The sequence below is a fragment of the Streptomyces sp. NPDC002209 genome (assembly GCF_042890265.1).
GTDB lineage: Bacteria > Actinomycetota > Actinomycetes > Streptomycetales > Streptomycetaceae > Streptomyces.
Genome location: NZ_JBIARX010000015.1, coordinates 92,206 through 115,395, shown reverse-complemented (window position 1 = coordinate 115,395; position 23,190 = coordinate 92,206). Strand labels below are relative to the sequence as shown.

General features: G+C 73.1%; 9 protein-coding genes. 5 read left to right on the top strand and 4 right to left on the bottom strand.

All coding sequences use genetic code 11. The annotated features are described in order from the left end of the window. The first annotated feature begins 10 nt into the window (after positions 1 to 10). The 4 genes from ACFYXK_RS25870 (at position 11) to ACFYXK_RS25855 (ending at position 11,635) form a co-directional block, all read left to right on the top strand. Positions 11 to 7,099, top strand: a complete 7,089-nt coding sequence (locus ACFYXK_RS25870; protein WP_389413256.1) for an amino acid adenylation domain-containing protein — start codon at positions 11 to 13, stop codon at positions 7,097 to 7,099. A gap of 46 nt (positions 7,100 to 7,145) precedes the next feature. Further along, on the top strand, positions 7,146 to 10,439 hold the full coding sequence (locus ACFYXK_RS25865; protein ID WP_389413255.1) for an amino acid adenylation domain-containing protein: 3,294 nt from the start codon (positions 7,146 to 7,148) through the stop codon (positions 10,437 to 10,439). Between the two features lie 153 nt (positions 10,440 to 10,592). Beyond that, positions 10,593 to 10,769, top strand: a complete 177-nt coding sequence (locus ACFYXK_RS25860) for a hypothetical protein (protein ID WP_389413254.1) — start codon at positions 10,593 to 10,595, stop codon at positions 10,767 to 10,769. Positions 10,770 to 10,957: 188 nt separating this feature from the next. Continuing rightward, complete coding sequence (locus tag ACFYXK_RS25855) at positions 10,958 to 11,635, top strand: hypothetical protein (protein WP_389413253.1); 678 nt, start codon at positions 10,958 to 10,960, stop codon at positions 11,633 to 11,635. Between the two features lie 108 nt (positions 11,636 to 11,743). On the opposite strand, the gene ACFYXK_RS25850 is transcribed toward ACFYXK_RS25855, so the two are convergent. Next, positions 11,744 to 14,068: a serine hydrolase gene (locus tag ACFYXK_RS25850; RefSeq protein ID WP_389413252.1), complete on the bottom strand. Its 2,325-nt coding sequence runs from the start codon at positions 14,066 to 14,068 to the stop codon at positions 11,744 to 11,746. A 279-nt stretch (positions 14,069 to 14,347) separates the two neighbouring features. Between ACFYXK_RS25850 and ACFYXK_RS25845 the strand changes: the two genes are divergently transcribed. Continuing rightward, positions 14,348 to 15,406, top strand: coding sequence for a VWA domain-containing protein (locus ACFYXK_RS25845; protein WP_389413251.1), 1,059 nt, complete (start codon positions 14,348 to 14,350; stop codon positions 15,404 to 15,406). Here ACFYXK_RS25845 and ACFYXK_RS25840 read toward each other — a convergent pair. The 3 genes from ACFYXK_RS25840 to ACFYXK_RS25830 all read right to left on the bottom strand — a co-directional run bounded on the left by ACFYXK_RS25840 (position 15,396) and on the right by ACFYXK_RS25830 (position 22,977). Next, positions 15,396 to 16,517, bottom strand: a complete 1,122-nt coding sequence (locus tag ACFYXK_RS25840) for an ABC transporter substrate-binding protein (RefSeq protein WP_389413250.1) — start codon at positions 16,515 to 16,517, stop codon at positions 15,396 to 15,398. The genes ACFYXK_RS25845 and ACFYXK_RS25840 overlap by 11 nt on opposite strands. 164 nt (positions 16,518 to 16,681) lie before the next feature. Then, on the bottom strand, positions 16,682 to 16,876 hold the full coding sequence (locus ACFYXK_RS25835) for a hypothetical protein (RefSeq protein WP_389413249.1): 195 nt from the start codon (positions 16,874 to 16,876) through the stop codon (positions 16,682 to 16,684). After that, a complete protein-coding gene (locus tag ACFYXK_RS25830) occupies positions 16,876 to 22,977 on the bottom strand; it encodes a DNRLRE domain-containing protein (protein WP_389413303.1) in 6,102 nt (2,033 codons plus the stop codon). Before ACFYXK_RS25830 ends, ACFYXK_RS25835 begins: the two co-directional genes overlap by 1 nt. Positions 22,978 to 23,190: the final 213 nt, after the last annotated feature.

The following is a 23,190-nucleotide window of genomic DNA, read 5'->3' as shown; positions in this document are numbered from 1 at the left end:
CGACTCTAGGGTGTCGGCCGCGGAGGCCGAGTTCTGGCTCCCGCGCCTGAACGGCGCCGGCCGCGAATCCCTGCTGGAGCCCGCGGACGCGCCCGGCGCCGTCGCCGCACCGCCCGGACGGGTGGCCCCGGAAGCCGCCGCCGCGCTGCAGGCGATGACCGGCGGCGCGCCCGAAGGCCTGCTGCTGCTCACCGTCGCCGCCGCCCGGATCGCCCTCGCCCGGCTCACCGGTCCCGCCGGGTCCGGCGGGCCGGGGCGGGTGCCGGTCCTCGTACCGGCCTTCGGCACACCGTCCGGCGGCGGCGAGTTCGCGCTGCTGGCCCCGCTGGACCCCGCCGCGCCCGCCACCGCCTTCCTGGAGGCCCTGCACGCCGAGCTGGAGCAGGCCTCCGCCCGCCCCTGGCGGGACCGGGACGCGCTCAGCGCCCGGCTGGACGCCGTCACCCCCGGCACGGGCTCCGCCCTGGCGCAGCTCGCCGTCGTCTGCCCGGCCCTGTACGGGGACCGCACACCGGCCCCCCGGGCCGCCCTGGTCCTGCGCGCCGAACCGGCCCCGGACGGCGCACTGTCGGTCACCGCCCACGGCACCGCCGACCTCACCGCGGCCCTGCCCCGCTGCGTGGCCGCCGTACTCGAGGCCCTCGCCGCCGATCCGCGCCGGACCCCGGCGGAGACGGACGTGCTCGGCGCCGCCCAGCGCGCCGAACTCCTCGCCCTCGCCGAGCTGCCCGCTCCCGCGGCCTTCGAGGCCGCCACCCTCACCGCCCTGTTCGAGGAGTCCGCCCGGCGCACCCCCGACTCCGTCGCCGTCACCGGCGAGGGCCGCACCCTGACCTACCGGCAGCTCGCCGCCCAGGCCGGGCGGGCCGCCGCCGAGCTCACCGCACGGCACGGCATCGGCCCCGGCGACGCCGTCTGCGTCATGGCTCCGCGCGGCGCCGACCTCGTCACCGCATTCCTCGCCGTCCTGCGCACCGGTGCGGCCGTCGTCCCCCTCGAACACCGCCACCCCGCCACCCGCGTGGCCCTGCTGGCCCGGCTCAGCGGCGCCCGCCTGGTGCTGCGCGCCGAGGGGTACGGACCCGCCGACGAGGAGCTGCCCGTCCCGGTGGCGGGCCTGACCTCCCTGCTCGCCGCGGCGCCGGCCGACGCGGAAGCCCGCGACGCCGCCGAGCCGGGGGCCCCGGCCATGGTCCTGTTCACCTCCGGATCCACCGGCACCCCCCGCCCGGTCGCCGTCTACCACGACCAGCTGTGCCACAAGATGCTGACCGGGAGCCGCGCTCTCGGCATCGACGCCGAGACCCGTACCGCCCTGCTCTCCGCGATCACCTCCGACGCCACCGCGTTCCAGGTCTTCGCCACGCTCCTCGCGGGCGGCACCCTCGTCGCCGTCGGCGACCCCGACCGGCTCGACCCGCACGCGCTGTGGCAGCGGGTGCGCGACGGCGAGGTCAACCTCGTCAACTGCGTGCCCGGACTCCTCTCCGTCCTGCTGCGCGCCCTGCCGGAGGGCGGCGAACTCCCGCTGCGCCACCTGCTGCTGGGCGGCGACACCATCGCCCGCGGGCTGCTGCCGCGTACCGCCGGGCGGCTGCGCATCGCCACCTTCGGCAATCTGTACGGGCCCAGCGAGGCCACCGTCGAAGCCACCATGTTCATCCGGGACGGCGCGCTCGCCCAGCGGCTCGACCGGGTGCCGGTCGGGCGTCCCTCGCCCGGCTACGGCGTGTTCGTGGTCACCCCTTCCGGCGAACTCGCCCCGCCCGGCGTACCGGGCGAGATCCACGTGGCCGGACCCGGCGTCGCCCCCGGCTACCGCGGGGACGACGAGGCCACCGCCGCCCGCTTCGTGCGCTCCCCGCACGCCGGGGACGCCCGCGTCTTCCGTACGGGCGACCAGGGCCGCTGGAACGCCGACGGCGAACTGGAGTTCCTCGGCCGCGCCGACGGCCAGGTACAGGTGTTCGGCACCCGGGTGGAGACCGGCGAGGTCGAACAGGCCCTGGTCCGCCACCCGGAGGTGATCGAGGCCGTGGTCGTGCCCCGCACCGCCGCCGATGCCACCGTGACCCTGCACGCCTGGTACGTGGCCCGCCCGCAGGCGTCCGGGGACACCCTGCTCGCCCCCGACTCCCTCGCCGCATGGCTGCGCGAGCAGCTGCCCTCCCCGATGGTCCCGGCCGGCCTGCACCGGCTCGAGACGCTGCCGCTCACCGTCCACGGCAAGGTGGACCGGGCCGCGCTGCTCGCGCTGCCCACCGCTGCGCAGGGCCCCGGATGGCAGCCCGCCGACGCCCTGGAACAGCTCGTCCACGACGCCTGGGCCGAGGTGCTGGGCCACCCGCCGCACTCCGCCGACGAGGACTTCTTCAAGGCCGAGGGCCACAGCCTGGCCGCCGTCCAGCTCGTCGCCGCGCTCTGCGAGGGCACCGGGCGCTCCGACGCGGCCCGCGTCCACGACGTGCTCGACCTGCGCACCCCGGGGGCGCTGGCCGGCGTACTGCGCGAACGCGGGGCGCTGCCCCAGGACCGCGGTGCGCGCGCCGCGGCCGAGGCGGCCGCGCGGGCACCCCGGTCCGGGAACACCTTCCCCGCCTCCAACGCCCAGCGCCGGATGTGGCTGCTGGACCGGCTCGACGAGTCGCCCGTCCCCCCGTACACGATGGTCGAGGCCTACCGGCTCGACGGCCCCGTGGACGAGGACCGGCTCGCCGCAGGCGTCGACGCGCTGGTGGCCCGGCACGAATCCCTGCGGACCGTCCTGCGCCAGACGCCCGAGGGCCTGACCCAGGTGGTCCTCGACCCGCCGTCCGCGGTCCTCGCCTTCGAGCGGGACACCACCGTGGACGAGGCCTTCGCACGGGCCTGCCGCCACCGCTTCGACCTCGCCGAGGGCCCGCTGGCCAAGGTCTCCTGGCTGCCCGACCCCCGGTCCGGGGACGGGCCGGCGACGGGCGGCGTGCTGCTGTTCACCGTGCACCACGCCATCTGCGACGGCTGGTCCTTCGGCCTGATGATGCGCGACCTCGTGCGCTCGCTGACCGGCCCGGCCGCCGCGCAGGAGCCGGCGCCCACGTACACCGAGCACACCGACCGGCTCGCCGCCCGGCTCGCGGGCCCGGCGGGCGCGGAGCACCGCGCGTACTGGCAGGAGCGCCTCGCCGGCCTGCCCGAACCGCTGGAACTGCCCGCCGACCGGCGCCGCCCCGCCGCCCGCAGCGCCGCCGGCGGCACCGTACGGATCACCCTCGACCCGGAACTCACCGGCGCCCTGGCCGAGCTGTGCCGCGCGAACGCGGCCACCCCCTTCATGGGATTCACCGCTGCGCTGCGCGTCCTGCTGTGGCGGCTGTGCGCGCAGCCGGACGTACTGCTGGGCACCGTGGTCGCGGGCCGGCCCGATCGGCGGTCCGCCGAGACGGTCGGGCTGTTCGCCAACACCGTGGTCCTGCGCACCCCGGTGGACCCCGCCGGCTCCTTCCGCGAGCTGCTGGCCGCCGTGCGCACCACCGCGCAGGAGGCCATGAGCCACCAGGAGCACCCGTTCGAGCAGCTCGTCGAGGACCTCGCGCTGCCCCGCGACCCCAGCCGCAACCCGGTCTTCGACGTCCTCGTCGAGACCGTCCTCGACGACGCGGTCGGCGCCCCCGGCGGCACCGGCCCGGCCGTGCGCCATCTCGACCTCGAACAGCCGGTCAGCGACTTCGACCTGGCGTTCAGCTTCCTCGACGCCCGGGCCGGGGCCCCGGGCGAGCTGTGGGTCGGCTACACCGACGACCTCTTCGACCGCGACAGCGCACGCCGCATGGGTGAGCGGCTGGTCCACCTGCTCGCCGGGCTGCTGGCCGGCCCCGATGCCCCGCTGCCCGGGATCCCGGTCCTGCCCGCCGCCGAACGGCGCTTCCTGCTCGAGGAGGCCAACGACACCGCCGCGCCCTTCCCCGAGCACCGCACCCTCCTGGACCTGGTCGAGGAGCAGACGGCCGCCGGCCCCGACCGGCCCGCCGTGGTGCACGGCTCCACCGTCCTCAGCTTCGCCGAGCTCGACGCCCGCGCCGAGGCCGTCGCCGCCCGGCTGCGGGCGGCCTGCGCCGCGGGCCCCGGAACGCTGGTGGCCGTGGTCACCGAGCGGACCGAGTGGATGGTCGTGAGCGCGCTCGCCGTCCTGAAGACCGGCGCGGCCTTCGTCCCGCTGGACCCCGAACAGCCCGGCGACCGGCTCGCGTTCGCCCTCGCCGACAGCGGGGCGCTCGCCGTGCTCGCCGACGGCCCGTACCACGCCAAGACCGCCGCCGTGACCGGCCTGCCCGTCCTCGACCCGCGCGCCCCCGAGGAGCCCGGCGCCGCCGCTGCCCCGCTGCCGCCCGCACACCGGGCCGGTCCGCACGACCTGGCGTACGTCATCTACACCTCGGGCTCCACCGGCCGCCCCAAGGGCGTCATGATCGAGCACCGCGGCATCGTCAACACCGTCCACTACCGGGCCGGCTACTACGGGTTCGGACCGGACGCGGCCGTGCTCCAGGTGCCTCCGCTGCACTTCGACAGCGGGGTCAACGACATCTTCTCCGCGCTGATCGCCGGCACCCGGGTGGTGGTCCTCGGCAAGGACCGCCTCCTCGACGTCGAGCACGTGGCCGAGGAGATCGGCCGCAACGCGGTCACCCACATCATGCTGGTGCCCAGCCTCTACCAGCTGATGCTGGAGCGCTGCGCGCCCCGGCTCGTCTCCGTCCGCCAGATCGTCCTGGTCGGCGAGAGGCTCCCCGAGGCCCTCGCCGCCCGGCACGCCCAGCTGCTCCCCGAGACCGTCCTCTACAACGAGTACGGGCCCACCGAGGACAGCGTGTGGACCACCGTCCACCGGATCACCGACCCGGGCGCCGATGTCCTGATCGGCCACCCCATCGCCAACAAGACGGTCGACGTCATCGACGCCCAGGGCGACCTCGCCCCCATCGGCGTCCCCGGCGAGCTGTGCATCTCCGGCGCGGGCCTGGCCCGCGGCTACCTCGGCAACCCGGAGCTGACCGCCGACCGGTTCGTACCGCACCCGCTGCGCCCCGACCGGCTCATGTACCGCACCGGCGACCGCGCCGCCCGCCGGCCCGACGGCAACCTGCTCTACCTCGGCCGCATCGACGACCAGGTCAAGATCCGCGGCCAGCGGGTCGAGCCCGGCGAGGTGGCGGCCGTGCTCGCCGAGCACCCGGACGTGCGGCGCTGCGCCGTCATCGCCGTGCCCGACGAGCGGGGCGAACTCGGCCTCGTCGCCTACGTGGTGGGGGCCGCCGCCCCGCACACCCTGCGGGCCCACCTCACCGAGCTGCTCCCGGCGGCGATGGTCCCCCGTACGTACGTGGCGGTCGACGAGCTGCCGCTGAACCCCAACGGCAAGCTCGACCGCCGCGCGCTGCCCGCCCCGCCCCGCGAGGAGCCGCTCGCGTGCGCGGACCTGAACCCCACCGAGGAGCGCGTGGCCAAGATCTGGGCGGACGTGCTCGGGAGCCCGGTCACCGACCCCGAGGCCGATCTGTTCTCCCTCGGCGGCCACAGCCTGACCGCCGCCCGTCTCGCCGCGGCCCTCCAGGAGGAGTTCGGCGTCCGGGTGCCGCTCGTCACCGTCTTCCAGCAGCAGACCGTACGGGCCCTCGCGGCCGTGCTCGAGCAGCCGGACGCCGTCCCGCTCGGTGCCCCGGCGGCCCCGGCGGCCGTGCCCCTGCTCGCGCCCGCCCCCGACGGCGCCGTCCTGCCGCTCTCCCGCGCCCAGCGCCGGATCTGGATGGCCGCCCGGACCAGCCGCAACCCCGTCGCGCTCAACATCAGCGACGCGGTACGGGCCGCCGGCCGGACGCTCGACCCCGGCGTGCTGGGGGCGGCCGTCACCGCCCTCGCCGACCGGCACGAGGCGCTGCGCACCCGGGTGGCCGTCATCGACGGCACCGTCCGGCAGGTCGTCATGGACCGCCTCCCCGACGGGCCGCCGCTGTCCGTGGCGCGCATCGAGGGCACCGACGAGGCGGTCGCCGGGGCGGTGGACGCCGCCCACGGCACCGCGTTCGCCCTCGCCGACGGGCCGCTGTTCGCAGTGCGGCTGCTGACCGGCCACCCCGGCGGCGACATCCTGGTGATCACCGCCCACCACATCGTGTACGACGGCGACAGCGCCGCCGTGGTGGCCCGCGACCTGCTGGCCGCGTACGACGCCCTCGCCGCCGGACGCGAGCCGTGGGACGGCCGCCCCGCCCACCAGTACCGCGACTGGGTGGCCGAGGAGGCCGCCTGGCTGGAGGGCCCCGACGCCGCCCGCCAGCGCGCGTACTGGACCCGTACCCTCGCCGGGCCGCTGCCCCGCCTCGACCTGCCGGACGCCGGCCCCCGCGAGGATGCCGGACGGCTGGGCGCGGGACTGGTCGGCCGCGCCCTGCCCGCCGCCGTGCTGCACGCTGCTGCCGAGTCCGGGGGCGCCACCCCGTTCACGGCCCTGCTGTCCGCCTGGGCGCTGGTGCTGCACCGCCGTTCCGGCAGTGCCGAGGTGGTCATCGGCTGCCCGGCCGGCACCCGCGACCGTGCGGAGACCGCCGAGACCGTCGGCTGCTTCGTCAACGCCCTGCCGGTGCGGCTCGCCCCCGGCGAGGCCGGCAACCCGGCCGAGCTGCTGGTCCAGGTCCGCGACCGGGTCGCCGAGGCGTACGACAACGCCCGTTTCCCCTTCGACACCATGGCCGTGGAGATCGCGGAGCGGCCCGCGCGCGGCCGCCGGCTCGTCTACGACGCCGGACTGAGCTGGGAGACGCCCGAGCGCTTCGAGGGCGGGCCGGAGTTCCTGCCCGCGGCTCCCGCGCAGATCCCGCTCACCGACGACCTGCGGATCTACGCGAACGAGCGTGACGGCCGGGTCCTGCTCGAACTCGCCTACGACCGGGCGCTGTTCTCCGAGGCCACCGCCGAGGCGCTGCTCGACGAGGTGGTGGACGTCCTGCGCCGCCACCCGGCCCGGTCCGGCGCGGCCGAGGACCGGCCGGCGCCGCCCCACCCGAGCGCACTGCCTGCCGAAACCGACCGACCGCACACTGCAGGGAGCGCACGGCCATGACCGCAGCACCTATGACCCGCCCCGACGAGCCCTGGCGGGAGCAGCGGTGACCACCTGGCAGCAGACCCTGGCCGCACTCAACGACACGGCCGCGCCCGTCCCGCAGGGCCCGGTGGCGCACCTGCTCGCCGAGCGCGCCCGCCCGGTCGCGGACCGGCCCGCCGTGCTGGCCCGCGACCGGGACCTCACCCACGGGGAACTGCACGGCCTCGCCGAGGCGCTCGCGGAACGGCTGCGCGAGCGCGGGGCGGGGCCGGGCGTCCTGGTCCGCGTCTGCCTGCCCCGCTCCGCCGAGCTGGTCGTCGCCGTTCTCGCGGTGCTGCGCGCCGGAGCCGCGTACGTACCGCTGGATCCGGACCACCCGGCCGAGCGGCTCGCCCAGCTCGTCGACAGCGCCCCCGCGCCGATCACCCTGACCAGTGCCCGGCTCGCCCACCTGTTCCCCGCGTCCGGTGTGCTGGAGGTCGAGCTGGGCGCGCCGGGCGCCGTCGGGACGGCCGTACCGGAGCCGGGCGGGGTGCAGCCGGGCCCGGCCGACCTCGCGTACGTCATCCACACCTCGGGCTCCACCGGCCGCCCCAAGGGGGTGGCCATCGAACAGCACTCCCTGGCCAATCTGCTGGAGGCCGCCGCCGTCCCGTTCGGCCTCGCCCCGGGCCGGCGCGTGCTCCAGTTCGCCAGTCCCGCCTTCGACGTCTCGGTGTGGGAGATCCTCGCGACCCTGTGGGCCGGGGCGGCCGTCGTCGTCTTCGACGAGCCCGTGGCCTCCGCCGAGGCCCTGGCCGCACTGGTCCGCGAACGGCGCGTCGACACCGTGTTCCTGCTCGCCGCGCTGCTGGCCCAGCTGGACCCTGCCGCCTTCGCGGGCGTACGGACGGTCGTCACCGGCGGCGAGTCCTTCAGCCAGGCGCTGGTGGACCGCTGGGCCCCGGGCCGCGACCTCATCTACGTCTACGGGCCCACCGAGGCCACGGTGTTCCAGTCCTGGCACCGGTGCCTGCCGGGGGCTCCCGGGGAGCCGGCGACGATCGGCCGCCCCATGGCCAACCTGCGCTACTCGGTGCGCGACGGCTCCGGCGCACCGGTCGGCCCGGGCGTCGAGGGCGAACTGTGGATCGGCGGCGCCGGCGTGGGCCGGGGCTACCTGGGCCTGCCCGACGCGGGCGCGCCACGCTTCGTACCCGACCCCGACGACCCCCGCCCCGGGGCCCGGCTCTACCGCACCGGCGACCTGGCCCGCCACCGCGCGGACGGCACCCTGGACTTCCGCGGGCGCGCCGACCGGCAGCTGAAGATCCGCGGCTTCCGCATCGAGCCCGGCGAGGTGGAGGTGGCGCTCACCGCCCTGCCGGGCGTCGCGGCCGCCGCCGTGGTCGTGCCCGAGGGGACGGCGCAGCCGCTGCTCGCCGGGTACGTGGTCACCGACGGGCCGCTGCCCGCCGACTGGCGGGCCAGGCTGGCCGAGCGGCTGCCGTACTACATGATTCCGGCAGCGGTGATCCCGCTGGACCGCATGCCGAGCACTCCCAACGGCAAGATAGACCGCCGCAGCCTCTCCGCCCGCCCGCTCCCGACGGCCGTCCCGGACCTCCCGGCCGGTGCGGGCCCCGACGCGTCCGCCGGGCTCGTGCCCCCGCCGGGCGCCGGTGCCTCCGGCGGTGCGGCGGACGCCGTCCGTGCCGTGCTGCGGGCCCTGTTCTCCGAGGCGTTCGGCCAACCGGTCCCGGACCACGGCGACTTCTTCCTGCTCGGGGGCAACAGCCTCAAGGCCGCCTCCCTGGCCATGGAGGCGGCGCAGCGGCTGTCCGTACCGGTCCGCGTCCGCGACGTGTTCGAATGCCCGAACGTCACCGACCTCGCCGACCGGCTGGCGTCACGCGCCGCCTCCGCGACGGCCCTGGCCGATGCCCAGGCCGATCCCCAGGCCAAGGCGGAGGCCGAGCCGGTGGCGGTGGCCGTGGCCCCGGCCGCCGGCGCCGACGGGTCGCAGGGCGTCAGTGGGGCCCAGCGGTGGCTGTGGTTGGAGGACCGGACCCGGCGTGCCGGGGCGCACGGGAGCTCCGCGTACCACGTGCCGATGTTGCTGGAGTGCCACGGCACCGCCGATCCCGAGGTGCTGGGCGCCGCGTTCGCCCGCCTCCAGGAGCTCCAGCCGCAGCTGCGCACCGTCTTCCGCGAGGAGTGGGGGGAGCCGGTGCCCGGCCCCGCGTCCGAGCGCGCCCGTCTGGCGGTCCTGGACCTGCCCGACGAGGCCGCCCGCGCGGCCGCCGTACAGGAGTGGGCCCACGCGCCGTTCGACCTCGGGCGCGGGCCGCTGGTGCGGGCCGCGCTGCTGCGCTGCCCCGGCGGCCGGGACCGGCTGCTGGTCGTCCTGCACCACATCGTCGGCGACCAGACCTCGCTCGAGATCATCGCCCGGGCCCTGGCCGGGGCCGGCCCGGACACGGACACGGACACGGACACGGAGACGGACACGGCTCCGGAACTGTCCGGCCGTGCCGCGTACGAATCCCCCTCCGGGGATGAACTCGCCTATTGGCGGGGCCGGTTGAGCCCGCCGCCGGCTCCGCTGCCGCTGCCCGTCGACCATCCGCGCACCGGCCCGGCCGGCCGGGCCACCGGGGTCGTGGCAGCGCACCTCGACGCCGCCGAGGTCGAGGCGCTGGAGGAGCTCGCGCGCAGCCGCCGTACGGGGCTGTTCCCGGTGCTGGCCGCCGCCGTCGCCGCCATGCTGCACGAGGCGACCGGCGTCGGCGACATCAGCCTCGGTACGGCCGTCAGCCGCCGCCCCGCCCTCGGGCCCGGCTCGGCGGAGGCGGTGGGCTGCATGGTCAACACCGTGGTCCTGCGGACCGCCGTACAGGGCGGATCGCCCTGCGTCGCGCTGGTCGACGACCTCGCGGACCAGGCGGTCGGCGCGATGGACCACGGCGGGCTGCCCTTCAGTGAGCTGGTGCGCACCCTGGACCCGCCGCGGAATCCGGGCCGCAACCCGTTCTTCGACGTGTGGGTGACCCTCTGGGACGAGATCGACACCGGGCCGGGCGAGCTCCGGCTCATCGGCGGCCCCATCCCGCTGACCGAGGGCCTGTTCGAGCTCTCGTTCCAGTTCTCGCGTCGCTCGAGCGGCTTGAAACTGCTCCTCCAGTACGACTCCGCACGCTATGAACCGGGCACGGCACAGGGACTGGCCGAAAAGGCCGCGGACGCCGCGCGCCGGCTGTCGACGGCCGGCCCGCAGGCCCTGGTCCGCTCGCTCACGCCCCGGGCGGAGGCGCCGCAGGCGTCCACCGGCCGTCCGGCGTTCGCCGGGTTCTCCTGGGGGGCCACCGGGCCCTGAACCCGGACGTCAGACCGACGTCCGGCCGCGCTCCACCGGCCGCCCCACCGCCGCGCCGGCGTCCGCGCCGAGGTCGGCGCGGGCGCCGTGTCCGCCCAGATCGCCTTCGTGCGGAGCCGTATCGGCGCCGCACCCACCGGAAAGCAGGAACACATGACCGCGTACGACCTCCCGAGCGACGCCGCTTCCGACGCCGCCGGCTCCGCCGCTCCCGCCGCTCCCGCCGCTGCCCCGGCGCCGCGCCGCCGCTTCACCGTCCAGCGCGGCGGCTGCGGATGCGAGAGCAAGCCGTCCCCCACCGCCCGGCAGAAGCCCGCGCAGACCAGCTGACTCGACCGGATCCCGGTTCCCCTGTTGTCGTGATCGCTGCCGGCGCGCCGTTCGCGGCGACACGACCGTGACCGCACCCGGCACCGGACGCTTGTTTGATTGCTGCCGGGCCCGGCTGACAGGATCACCTGACGGTGCGGCGGCTGGGTGCAGTGGCGCCGTCCGACGGGTCGAACGGGGAGCGGGGAGTGCAGTTGAGGTCCGGCATCGGTGCGAAGGCGGCCGCCGTTGTGGCGCTCGCGGCCTTGGTCACCGCCTGCGGAAACGGCGCGGACGGGGCGGGTGCGCAGAAGCCGGCGACGGCGGCCGACACGGGTGTGGGCGCGGGCAGTGCAGCCAAGCCGGCGGACGGCGCGAAGGATTCCGCCACCGTCCTCCGCACCGAGCAGCAGATCCAGTCGGCGCTGCCCGACCCGTCACAGATGCACGAGTGGACACCGAGGACCGGCCGTGCACACGTCGAGGAACACCCCAAGTCCCTGGCGGAGTGCGGCCCGGACGCGGACTGGGAATGCGCCACCGTCGCGACGGGCTCGGCGAAGTTCGAGGCATTCGGCGAGACCGTCGTCTTCGGCATCAGGGCCTATCCCGAGCAGAAGGCCGCCCAGGACGCGTGCGGCAAGGAGGCGGCCCGGTCGGCCAAGTACACCGAGGCGAACGTGCCTGCCCTCCCCGGCGTGACCAGCCACGCCTACTACCGCAACGCCGGCGGCCTCGACGGCCTGGACCTCGTCATGTGCACGGGCACGGTCATGGCGGAGATCCGGCTGGAAGGGCCGGGCAGCGACCTGGACCCGGCCACCGCCCACAGATTGGCCCAGGGGGTCTTCGTACCCCGTATCCAGGCGGCCGCCGCAGCCTCCTGAACCACGCCGAGGGTGCAGCGGAGGACCTCTCCCTCCGCTGTGGTGCCTCTCGGGTCCAGTGGCCGGGCGTACCTGCTCCTGCGTGACGCTCTACTTTGACGACACGACCTAGCGCAGGCGGGTGACGCGGGTGGCGAAGGAGGGTTCGGCCAGCTCGGTCCCGACCGCCACGGGCACGCTCTTCGCGCCCTCCCCGTCGCCGGCCGTGAGGACGCCTACCTCGGTTCCCGCCTTCGCGGTGTGCGGGGTCCCGGAGGCTCCCGGGCGCAGGGTGAGCTTCAGCTGCTGGCCCGGTACGCCGATCACGTTCAGGTCCTTCGTGGCCACCACCGGGGTACGCCCGCCGAGCCCGTCGTCCACGTGGCCGACCGTCTGCCCCTTGCGGACCACCGGAGCCGAGTCGAGCGCCTGCCGCACCGCCTCGATGATCTTCTTGCTGTTGGCCAGCACGAGCTTCAGGCTGTTCTCGCCGTTGAGGTCCGGGCCGTCCGCGTGCTGGTCCATGAGCGTGCCGACGATCAGCGGGGTCTCGTCACCGACCGACTTGTACGCCGCCCACATCAGCGTGCCGCCCGCGGGGGTGCTGGACCCGGTCTTGATGCCGCGGATGCTCAGGCCGTTGGCCGAGAGCAGGGTGTTGTTGTTGATGAGCGGCGTGGACAGCCCCTTGATCTCTTCTCTCGGCAGCGCGACCACCGAACGGAACGCCTCGTCCTTCATCACGGCCTCGGCCAGCTTCAGCTGGTCGGCGGCCGTGCTGACGGTCGCGGAGTCCAGCCCGCTGGGGTCCGTGTACGTGGTGTTCTCCATGCCGAGCTCCTTGGCCGCGGCGTTCATCTTCGCCACGAAGGCCGCCTCGGAGTCGGCGCCTGCGTCCCAGCGCGCCAGCAGCCGGGCGATGTTGTTGCCCGAGGGGATCATGAGCATCTTCAGCATGTCCTGCTGGCTGAACTTCGTACCGGCGGTGAGCCCCTCGACCCGGGACTCGTGCTCCGAGTTGCCGTCCGCCACGGTCTTCGCGTCGATCTCGATCTGGGGGCCGGCCTCGCCCTTGCGGAGCGGGTGGCCCTTGAGGATCACGTAGGCCGTCATCACCTTGGCGACGCTCGCCGTCGGGACGGGCTTCTGCTCGCCGAAGCTGCCGATGTCGCCGGAGCCGGGGACGCGTACGGCGCCCTGGCCCTTGCCGGGCCACGGTACGGAGAACTGCCCGTCGAGGGTGTGTGCCTGCTCGGCCGCGACGAGCTGCGGGGCGGGCAGCGGGCGCAGCAGCTGCGCGCCGGTGACCGCGCCGGCCAGGAGCAGCAGGATCGGGGTCCAGATCTTCACGCGCCGGACGGCGGTGCGGCGCGGGGTCTCCGGCGGGGGCGCGGTGTTGGTGAGCTCGGCCAGCAGATCCAGCGGGGGCTGCGGGGGCAGCGGGACCTCGCGGGTGGGCTCGACGACGTCCGCGGCAGCCGCCGCGCCCGGGGTCCGGGCCGGGGCCTGGGCCTGGGTCCGGTTCTGGGGTACGGCCTCCGGCCAAGGGGCCTTCCGCGCCGGGGCGTCCAGGTCCTTCAGGGCCACGAACTGGCTGGTCCGCTCCGCATCGGCCTCGCCGTCCCGAGCCCAGGACGGCACCGGCCGGGACTCCCGGCCCGCATCGTCCGCCGGACCGGCCCCTACGGGCTCGTCCGCCTCGACCTTCTCGGCCGTCTCGGCCGCCTCGGCCGCCTCGGCCGCCTCGGCCGCCTCGGCCGCCTCGGCATCCTCGTCAGGCGCGCCCTCGTCCTGGCCCGCACCACCGCCGCCCTCACCCCCGCCGGTGGCCTCCGTCTCAGACTTGGGCGCGGCCGCGTCCGTGGCCTCCGCGTCGGGCTCGGGAGCCGTCTCGTCGGCAGCCGCCTCAGACTCCGGTGCGGCCGCGTCCGTGGCCTCCCCGTCGGGCTCGGGAGCAGTCTCGTCGGCAGCCGTCTCAGACTCCGGTGCGGCCACGTCCGTGGCCTTTACGTCGAGCTGCGCCTCCGTGTCGGGCTGTGCTTCGGCCTCGGGAGCGGTCTCGTCGGCCTCTGGCTCGGCCTCGGAGCTGTCTTCGGCCTCCGCCTCGGATGCGTGCTCGGTGTCGGCCTCGGATGCGTGCTCGGTGTCGGCCTCCGCCTTGGGCTCCGCGTCGGTCTCCGGCTCGGCTTCGTGCTCCGCCTCCGGCTCGGCTTCCGCCTTGGCCGCGGGTTCGCCCGGCGCGTCCGCCTCGGGCTCGGTCTCCGTGGCGCCGTCGGCCTCGGCCTCTGCGCGCTCCGGGGTGGCCGAGCCGCCGGTGCCGGGGGGCGTGTCCTGCGTACCGGGATCCGTTCCCGGGACCTCGGTCCCTTCCGTCTCCGGAGTCTCCTGGCTCTCCGGGCTCTCCGGGCTCTCCGGGCTCTCCGGGGAACCGCCCGCCACCGCTACCGCCTTCATTCCTGCCCCGCCTTGCCGCTCACCCCCGGGCGGCAGCCGCCCGGTTCTTGCCGATACCGTCGGGCGAGGCCTCGCTGGAGCCTCGCCGACCGGCTAGATGTACACCGCGCCCCGGCCGTTCCCGGAGCCGGATCCTGTGACCGTCCGGTCATACTCCGACCCCGGACAGCAGCTGACGGGCGGGTCGGTCGGGTGGGTGATGAAGCGTCAGGGGGCGTTGTCAGTGGCTCCTCATAGTGTGGAGACATCACTCGGGGAGCTCGGAGAAGGAGCAGAGTCATGTCCGCCAACAGGATCCAGCACAAGGTGAATCACGTCGCGCTGGTAGTGGACTGTTCGGGTTCCATGCATCAGCACCAGAGTCAGCTCATCCGTGTCGTGGACGAGTTCGTGGCGGGCCTGAAGGCAGAGTCGGACAGCCTCGGTCATGAGACCCGGATCAGCCTCTACTCCTTCGACCACAAGGTGGAGAACCTGGTCTGGGACATGGACGTGAAGCACCTGCCGTCCATGCGGGGTCTCTACAAGGTCAACAACGGCGCTACCGCCCTCATCGAAGCCTCCCTGAAGTCGCTGGACGACCTGGGCCACATCTGGGAGGAGTACGGCGAGCACAGTTTCCTCCAGATCGTGGTGACGGACGGCGAGGAGAACGCCTCCGGCGGCGACCGGCGGCACGACGGCGACATGGCCATCCTCGGCCCCTGGCTCGACAAGATCGCGGCGAAGATGGGTGCGCTTCCGGGCCACTGGACCTCCGCCATCCTCGTTCCGAACTCCCTGGCGAAGCGGACCGCCCAGAACTACGGCTTCCCGGCCGGGAACATCGCCATCTGGGATGCCGATTCCCAGGAGGGTGTGGAGGAGGCGATCGGTACCGTGCGCGCTGCCGCCACCAGCTTCCTCCGCGGCCGCGAGAAGGGGGTGCGCGGTACGAAGAACCTGTTCGCGGTCGGCCAGGACATCTCGGTCGACGACGTGCGGGCGAACCTCGAGCCGGTTCCGGCGGACAAGTACCGCCTCCTGAAGGTCGACACGGAGATCGAGATCCGGTCGTTCGTCGACTCGCATCCGGGCGTGACGTACGAACGCGGCTCGTGCTACTACCAGCTGGGCACCCGGGTTCAGGTTCAGCCCGACAAGGAAGTCATCGTGGTCGAGAAGGACACCGACCGCGCGTACACGGGCGACGCGGCACGCAGCCTGCTGTTCGGCACGGGCGTCCAGGGGACCGTCTCCGTGAAGGCGGGGCGCAATCCCAAGCTGGAGGTGTACGTGCAGAGCCGCTCGGTGAACCGGAAGCTCAAGCCGAAGACGCGTCTGCTCATCATGCTCTGAGACTCGTGTGGAGGATCCGGAAGCGATCGGGTTCCGCCGGATCCCGGTCGACGACCTGGACCGGCGTCCACGCCCATTGCCACATGCTGATGCCCGGCGTGCGGGAGAAGCGGATCTGCCCGCGGGTGCCTTCGACTGCGACGCCCGGCCAGGATGCGGCAGTGCGCGCCCGGTCCGTGCCGTGAGAACGCAGCACATCGGCGAGGACGGCGACCGTGTCGTAGCCCTCGAAGGCGACGAAGGAGGGCGCCTGGCCCAACCGCTCGCGCAGGGCCGTCGCGACGCGTGAACCGAGTGGGCCCAGGCGCTCGGGCAGATAGCGCAGGAACGGGATCGCGGCACCGTCCTCGCCCAGCGACGTCGCCCATGAGGCGAACTCCGGCTGGCCGGCCGGGGCACCGATCAGGATCCCGGCGAGGCGCTGGTCGCGGCGGACGGCCTTGACGATCGGCACGGCCGGCTCCGGGTGGCCGACCAGAAGGAGCAGAGCCGTCGCACGGTTGTCGGCGAGTTCGTCGCACACCGCCGCGGGGGTGAGGGTGCTCATGTCGAGTTCGATGACGGTGCCGCCGCGAGGAGCCAGATGGTCCCGCAGAATGCGGGTCCCGGATGCCCAGTAGACACTCGGCTGGGCTGCCACGGCGATGCGGCTGTGGCCCGCGGTGAGGAGGAAGTCCGCGTAGACCTGCCAGCCGTGGGACTGGGCCGGGGCGAGGCGCGCGACCCATTGCGTCGGCTGTTCGGTGAGCGCGTCGAGAACCGCTGACGAACAGAGGAACGGCAGGCCGAGGGCGTCGGCCCTGGCGGCAGCGGCGCGGGCGACGACGCTGTGGTACTCCCCCGCCAAGGCGGCCACGCCCAGGCCGGCCAATTCGTCCACGGCCGCCGCGGCCCTCTGCGGATCGGCCGCGGTGTCCCGGACCAGCAGCTCGAGCGGTCGTCCGAGGATCCCGCCGGCCTCGTTGACTTCGCGGACGGCCAGCTCGAGTCCGGCGAGCAGGTGCCGGCCCGCCTCGACCCAGCCGGGGCGGGTCAGCGGAACGAGAGCGCCGATCCGGACGGACGATCCGTCGGTTCGCTCCGCTCCGGGCGGCGATGGCGGCGTGTTCATGTGTGGCTTCTCCCCGGTGGCGAGATGACGACGTGGTGGTGCAGTGGCCGAGGTCGTTCCCGACGGCGGCCAGGGCGAGGGACGCTACCCGAGAGGGGCCGCCAGCAAGCTGACGGCCCCTCGGGGAGATTTACGGTTCTCGCACCATTCGGATCGGCTGGATCTCAGCCGGCCCTCTTACGGTTCCTGAACCTTGCGGTGAAGAGCGCGCCGAGAGCACCGATTCCGAACCCCACGGCGAGCATTACCTCACCCCTGGTCGCAAACAGGGCGCAGAACGCTGCCATGATCGCTGCGCTGCAAAGGTCCACGATGAGAAAGACCTTTGCATTCTTGGCTATGTCGCCGTTCTTTGCCATTAGCACCTCCGGTGCCATGCGGTGGGCGCTGCGGGCCACCAATTGATGACGTATGTGTAAATCGATACGCAGGTCCTGCTCTTCGCCATTGCAGAGCCGGCGACCCACGAAATGTACCAGGCGTACGCTCGAAGAATTTCGAACGCTGTCCTCACCCATCCCGAGGTCCAGGGCAGGATGGCGGAGAAGAATCCGCCTGCCGCTCCCGCCCCCCAGGCGACACGCTGGGTTTCATTTCTGTTGAGGTAGAGCCAGACGTGCTTGTACGGGGACCACCAGCGGGTCCAGGTGCTGTACGACCATTTTCCGCTCAGGTCGGCGCAGTTCACCGGGTCGCCGTAGCAGTACTCGTACGCATTGGCATTTCCACCGAACATGGGGTCTACGGAAAGGAAACGACCCTCGCTCGGAGAATACAGGCGAACGCCCATGAGGACGGCGTCGCTCGTTGCGACCGTGGAGCGCTGCTCGGCTCCCAGCCATGAGTAGCGTTCCGCAGCGGTCGCGGCGGAGCGTGCGTTCCCGTACTCGTCGGAGTCGTACGCGCGGGGCGCGTACGCGCTGTCCAGCGGGAGCTGGAGGGCGACGTCACCGTGGATTCCGGAGAGGTTCAGCACGACACCACCGGTTTTCGCAGTGGTGGCGGCCATCGCGCCGGAGAGCGACTTCACGTTGCGGGTGATGACGGATGCCGAGGCGTCCTCTTCGATCCAGGTGGGGTTGTCCGATTCGTCGCCGTAGTGGTTCTTCTTGGCCTCCGTCTGGGACCACGTGCCGCCGTTCTGAGCCTCCACCGTCCAGGACCGGAAGCGCAGCTTGGGATCGATCTCCCAGGTCTGGCGCTTGTTGCCGGTGGTCTGGCGACGGACCAGGTCGTTGGCGAAGTACTCGACGCCGGTGATGCCGGGCTTGACGGTGGTGCGGCCGAACGCGTCGTAGACGTATCCGGTGTCGACGAGCCGGTCGGCGCTGTCGTAGACGGCGTTCACGGTCGTTCCGCCGGTCGGGCAGTCGGCGCCGGGCGCACTGGCGGCGGTGGTCTTGGAGGTGCGGTTGGTCCGGCTGTCGAAGCCGTAGGTGCGGCGGGTGCACACCGTGTCGGAGGTGTCCTCGACCTCGGTGAGGCGACCGCTCTTGTCGTAGCGGTACTTCTGGTTCGACCAGCCGCTGTGGCTGGACGCCTGGCCCTGGACCGACCTGGTCATGGTGTCGGCGTACACCTGGACGCCGTCGCTGTCGCGGGTATAGGTGCGCTGTGTGGCGGCTCCGGCAGGGTTGACGGCGGTGTTCAGGGTGTAGCCGCCGGGCAGTCGCTCGCTGGTGATCAGCCCGTCCGCGTTGTAGGTGGCCTGGAACGCGCCGGCCACGGAGTCCGTGGACGCGGTGGGCAGGCCGCGCGGTTCGGTCGTGTGGTCGTAGGTGTAGGTGGTGGTCGACGGAGCGTTGTCGGACGTCTTGACCGGCCGGTCGAGGAGGTCGTACTCCGTGGTGGTGACGCCTCCGTCGGCATCCGTGTAGGAGATCTGACGGCCGAGCTTGTCGAAGGCCTTGGTGAGGGAGCCGTTGGCGGTGGTCGTCCTGGTTTCCCGGCCGGTGACGCTGTTGTACTCGATCGTCGTCTCGGGGACGGCCTGGCCGGTGGCTCCGCTGATCGCGATCTTCGTGGGGCGGGGGGCGTCATCGTAGGTGGTCGTGGTGGTGCGGGTCACCCCGTTGGCGCTCTCGGTCACCTTGGCGACACTGCCCCACCAGTTGTACTCCGAGGTGGTGACCGGAAGCTGGTTCGGGTTGCTGCCGCCTCCGGTGATCGTGCCCCCGGGGCCGGTCGAGCAGAGGAGACCTGCCCACTCCGGGCGCCCCTTGCAGGCCCCTGTCCCGGTGGCGGACCAGTACGCGGTGACACGCGTCGAAGCAGAGGACGCCGTGCCCCCGGGCTGGATCTGCCGAACCATGCGGCCGTCCGAGTCGTACTCGGTGGTCGTGGCGAGAGCCAGACCGTCCGGGTCCTTGACGGACTGGGTCTTCACTCCCTTGACCCAGTCGTACACGCTCTGGATCACCAGGGTCTCGCCCTGGGCCGTGGGGTGTTCGCGGACCTGCGCACTGCTGAGCGTCTTGGTGACGACCCCCTTGATCGTGGCGGTTCCGTCGGTCGGGCGACCGGTGTCGTACTCGTTGACCGTCCGCGGCCGGGCCGTGACGGAGGTGCCGGCGGGGACGAGGACAACGGCTCCGGACTTGAGGTCCTCCGTCAGATCCACCCGGCGCAGCGGGTCGAGGGCTTCGAGCAGACGGACGCCGTCCTGGCTGTACACCGAGGTGTTGGACAGCAGGGCCGCACGTTCGGCGCTGGGCAGGCTGGCGATGCCGAGGTCCGCCTGGGCAGCGGTGTCGGCCGGGGTGAGGCCGAGGGCGAGGGCCCGGTTGGAGGCCGAGAGCTGCCGCACCGTGTTGCCGAAGCGGTCGTGTTCGGTGGTGGTGATGTGACCGCCCGGAGCGGCCGTGTTGTTGCTGCGGCCCGACGCGCCCAAGTAGTGGATCTGGGCACGCTTGTAGTCGGCCGCGGTGAGCGAAGCGCCGGCGTTGGCCGACGGCACGGAGTCCGCGGGGAACACGGCGGTCGCGTCCGTGGGGGCCGCGGTCTGGCCCCAGGCCTTCACATCCGCGGCGCCCAGCGCGTAGGGCGCCTTGGTACCGGTGATCGGTACGTCGTAGACGATGCTGGTGGCCGCGGTTCCTTCCGCGACGTCTGCGGTGCCCTGCTGGAGGCCGGAGCGGGAGGCCTTGAGGAGCATGCCTTCTCCGGCGGCGGAGCCTGCGCCGGCGGTGCCGTACACGAAGGACCAGGGCAGCTCGCCCGGGGTGGTGAGCTTGGTGACCCGGCCCGCGCCGTCGTACTCGTACTGGGTCTTCAGCGCCGGCGAGATCTGCGGGTTCCACGATTCACGCAGGCGCCCGGCGTCGTCGTAGCTGTAGGTCTGCACCACCTTGCTGGTCGCGGCGGCGGAGCCCGGCTCGGTCGCCCAGAGGCGGATCTCCTTGGCCTGACCGCTGATGTCGCCGAAGACGAAGGCGGTGGCGGTGGTCGTCGTGGCGTAGCCGTACTCCAGTACGCGGCAGCCCTTGGTCGAAGGGCTGGTGGCGCAGGTCGTGGCGGCGACTGCGGAGGTGGGGGCGATGACCAGCTTGGGGCGGGCCAGCGTCTTCCCGTTGGCCGTCACGGTTTCGCTCACCACGGTGGTGGTGGAGTTGCCGGCGCCGGCCCGCAGCGTGGTCGTCGTCTGCCAGGTGGTGGCGGCTGCGTCGGGCTTGGCGAACGCGGTGACGGTGCCGGCCGTGTCCGAGAGCGTGAATCCCGTGCTGAAGCCGCCCGTGAGGGTGAGCCCGCCGGATCCCGGCTCCGGAACCCAGGCGTTCTGCGCGGTGTTCGCGGTGAAGTGGATGCTCGGGCCGGCACTGGTCACCACGTCCAATGCGGTGTCCGACACCTTGCGGATGTGCGTGTAGTCGGAAGCGGTCACCTGGTCGGTGATGCCCGCGGTCCACTCCTTGCCGAAGACCGGGGACTGGCCCTCCTGCGCCCCCCTGGCAGGCTGGCGCGAGGACGCGCTGCGCATTGCGGCCAGGCCGAAGGCGTCGACATCGCTGCCCTGCAGGGCGAAGTCGCCCGTGAGGAGGTTGAGCGTGCCGGGGCCGATTTCCTGGGTGGCGGCTCCCTCGGCGTTGCGGTCGACGATCGCGGAGAGGGGCTCGGTGGACCCGCTGGCTCCGGGGCCGGTGAAGTCGGCCTTGATCTGGACCGTTCCGTCAGGGTCCACGGTGTCCGTGGCGTTCCAGACCAGCGGCGCGCTCTTGCCTGCCGTGAGCGGCACCGGCCACGTGGTCAGCGGCGTACCGGCGGCGGTCACGTGGCCGGCCGGAATCGCCGTCCAGGCGTCGGCTTCGGAGCGGCGCCAGGCGAAGGACACCTTGTCGTACTTGTTGCCGTCGGCTTCCGCCTCGAGCGGGAGGCGACGGGCAGTCCGCTCGTCGGCGGACGGCTGGACGAATCCGCCGGGCCCTGCGTGGAAGGTGTACGCGACGGCTTCGGACTTGTTGTCGGCCTTGTCCACGCTGCGGACCTGCAGGGTGTGGGTGCCGTCCTTCGGCGGTGCGAGGGAGAGCGTCTTCACGCCTCCTGTGCCGCCCGTCTCCACCTTCGTCCAGGTGGTCCCGTCCAGTGACCATTCCAGCCACTGGTGGTCACCGGCGGGCGGAGTGACGGTGAAGTCGCCGGCCTGCCCGGCGCCCTTGACCCAGGCGTTCGACGGGTAGTCCGTCGAGGTCAGGCCGGTGGGGGCGGAGGGGGCGGAGGTGTCGACCGTGAAGGTCTTCCAGGCCGACCAGCCGAGGTTGTAGTGGCTGCCGTCGTAGGGGGACGTACGGAACTTGTACGTCTTGCCGTTCGTCAGCACACCGGCGGGAACGGTCACCGAGGCGACCTGTCCGGAAGACACCCACGGGGAGACCAGGACGTTCCCGACCTGCGTGTCGGTCGCGGAGTCGAAGATCTGGAACGTGCCGTTGACCTTGTCACCGTTGGCGTCGACGAAGGTGTCCCGCAGGACGGGCGTGGCCGTGTTGACCACGTAGGCGCCACCGTAGGAGAAGAACGGCGCGCCCGCCTCCTGCTTCGTACCGGTACGGGGCCGGTAGTTGTAGGTGACGGTCAGCTTCGGCGGGTTCGAGGCCGCGTTGGCGGAGTTGACCCGCTTCCACTGCTTGGTGTTGTTCTCGTCGGTGGCCCGCAGGCCCATGCCGGAGAAGGCCCACTTGTTGTTCGCCCAGTGCTGGACCAGGCTGGTGACGTCCGCGTTGATCCAGCCGTCGGGGGCCGATGTGCAGCCGGGATTGCCCTTGGTCTCGGTGGACGTGGCCATCTTGGTGACCATCGCCGGCTGGTTCGTCCAGCGCGAGGCGGTCGAGGCGTTGTTGGCGGTCCACACCTCCCAGGGCTGGGTGGTGCAGTCGGTGTTGCCGGAGTGGAAGTTCCACAGCGACAGCTGGGCGCCGGAGATCAGCGCGTCGGCGACCGGGGCCGTGTTCCAGGTGATGAAGGACCGGGCGGTACGGAAGGTGCCGTCGGCGTTCTTGGTGCCCGGGTTGCCGAGGTCGAGCTCGGTGTCGTTGGACCAGTCGACGGTCTCGCCCTGCTGCACGTAGGTGTCGAACAGGTTGCCCAGAGAGGAGGTCGAGGGGTCGACGGTCACCGGGTACTTCGTCGCCGCGTCCGCGAGGAAGCCCGCGTCGGGGGTGACGACCAGGTCGACGCCGTCCTTGGCCTTGACGACCTTCAGGCCGACCTTCGCCCGCCGGGTGTGCTCACCGGAGACCGGATCGACCGTCGCGTCCCACATGACGGGCGCGGGCATCGTCGCGGTCTTCTTGGACTTCTTGTCCGTGAACTGCACACTGCCGTCCGGCAGTTGTTCGACCTTCAGCCCCTTGGCCTTCAGCGGCAGCGTGTACGAGAAGCCTGCCGAAGGCTTCGCCTTGACCTCGACGAACTGCTCGAACCCGGTACGCGTGGCCTCCACGACCACGTCCGCGCCCGGCACCGCGTCCGGATACGTCGCCCGGGTGCCGTCCAGAACCGGGGCGGGCAGTCCACCGCGCCACTGCAGCGTGATGGCCTCGTCACCCTGTCCCAGCGTCACGAGGTCCGTGGCGGCGGCGGACTGGGATGCGGCCAGAGACTGGGCCTTCGTTCCCTTCTTGCCCGACAGCCGCAGACCCTGCGGGTGGGCCTTGGAGACCACAGAGCCGTCGGCAGCGCTGGTGAGGTCCACATCCACGTCACGCCATCGGCCCTGGGCGTCCTTGAAACGGATCGGGCCGGCGGACACCTCAGAGGTCAGCGAACCATCCTTGTTGACCCATGTCGTCGACGTCTCGGTCCGTTCGGACAGAGCCTCGACCCGCTTGCCCGACAGACGGGCGGCCACGCGCGCGGAAGCGATGTCTGCGGCGGCCGTCGCCGCGGCGGCTCCGGCCTGGCCCTGCGGCTCGGGCCGAGGCGCGGCGATCGCCGGGTCGGAGCCCTGAAGCACCGAAACCGACATCACCACGGCCAGCCCCACCGCGATCACCCCGAGTCTGCCCGGAGTGCCTGTCACCGATCGGGGACGTCTCCATGACGTCCCCGGTCTGGTACGAGAATGCACGATCCCCCCAAGGGATGTTCCTGAGCGCTTGAAGATCGTCTAGCGCGAGCGAAACATAGCCACGGGTTCAACGCCCCAAAAAGGGGGCAGGCGGAACATCCTGCATGCCGA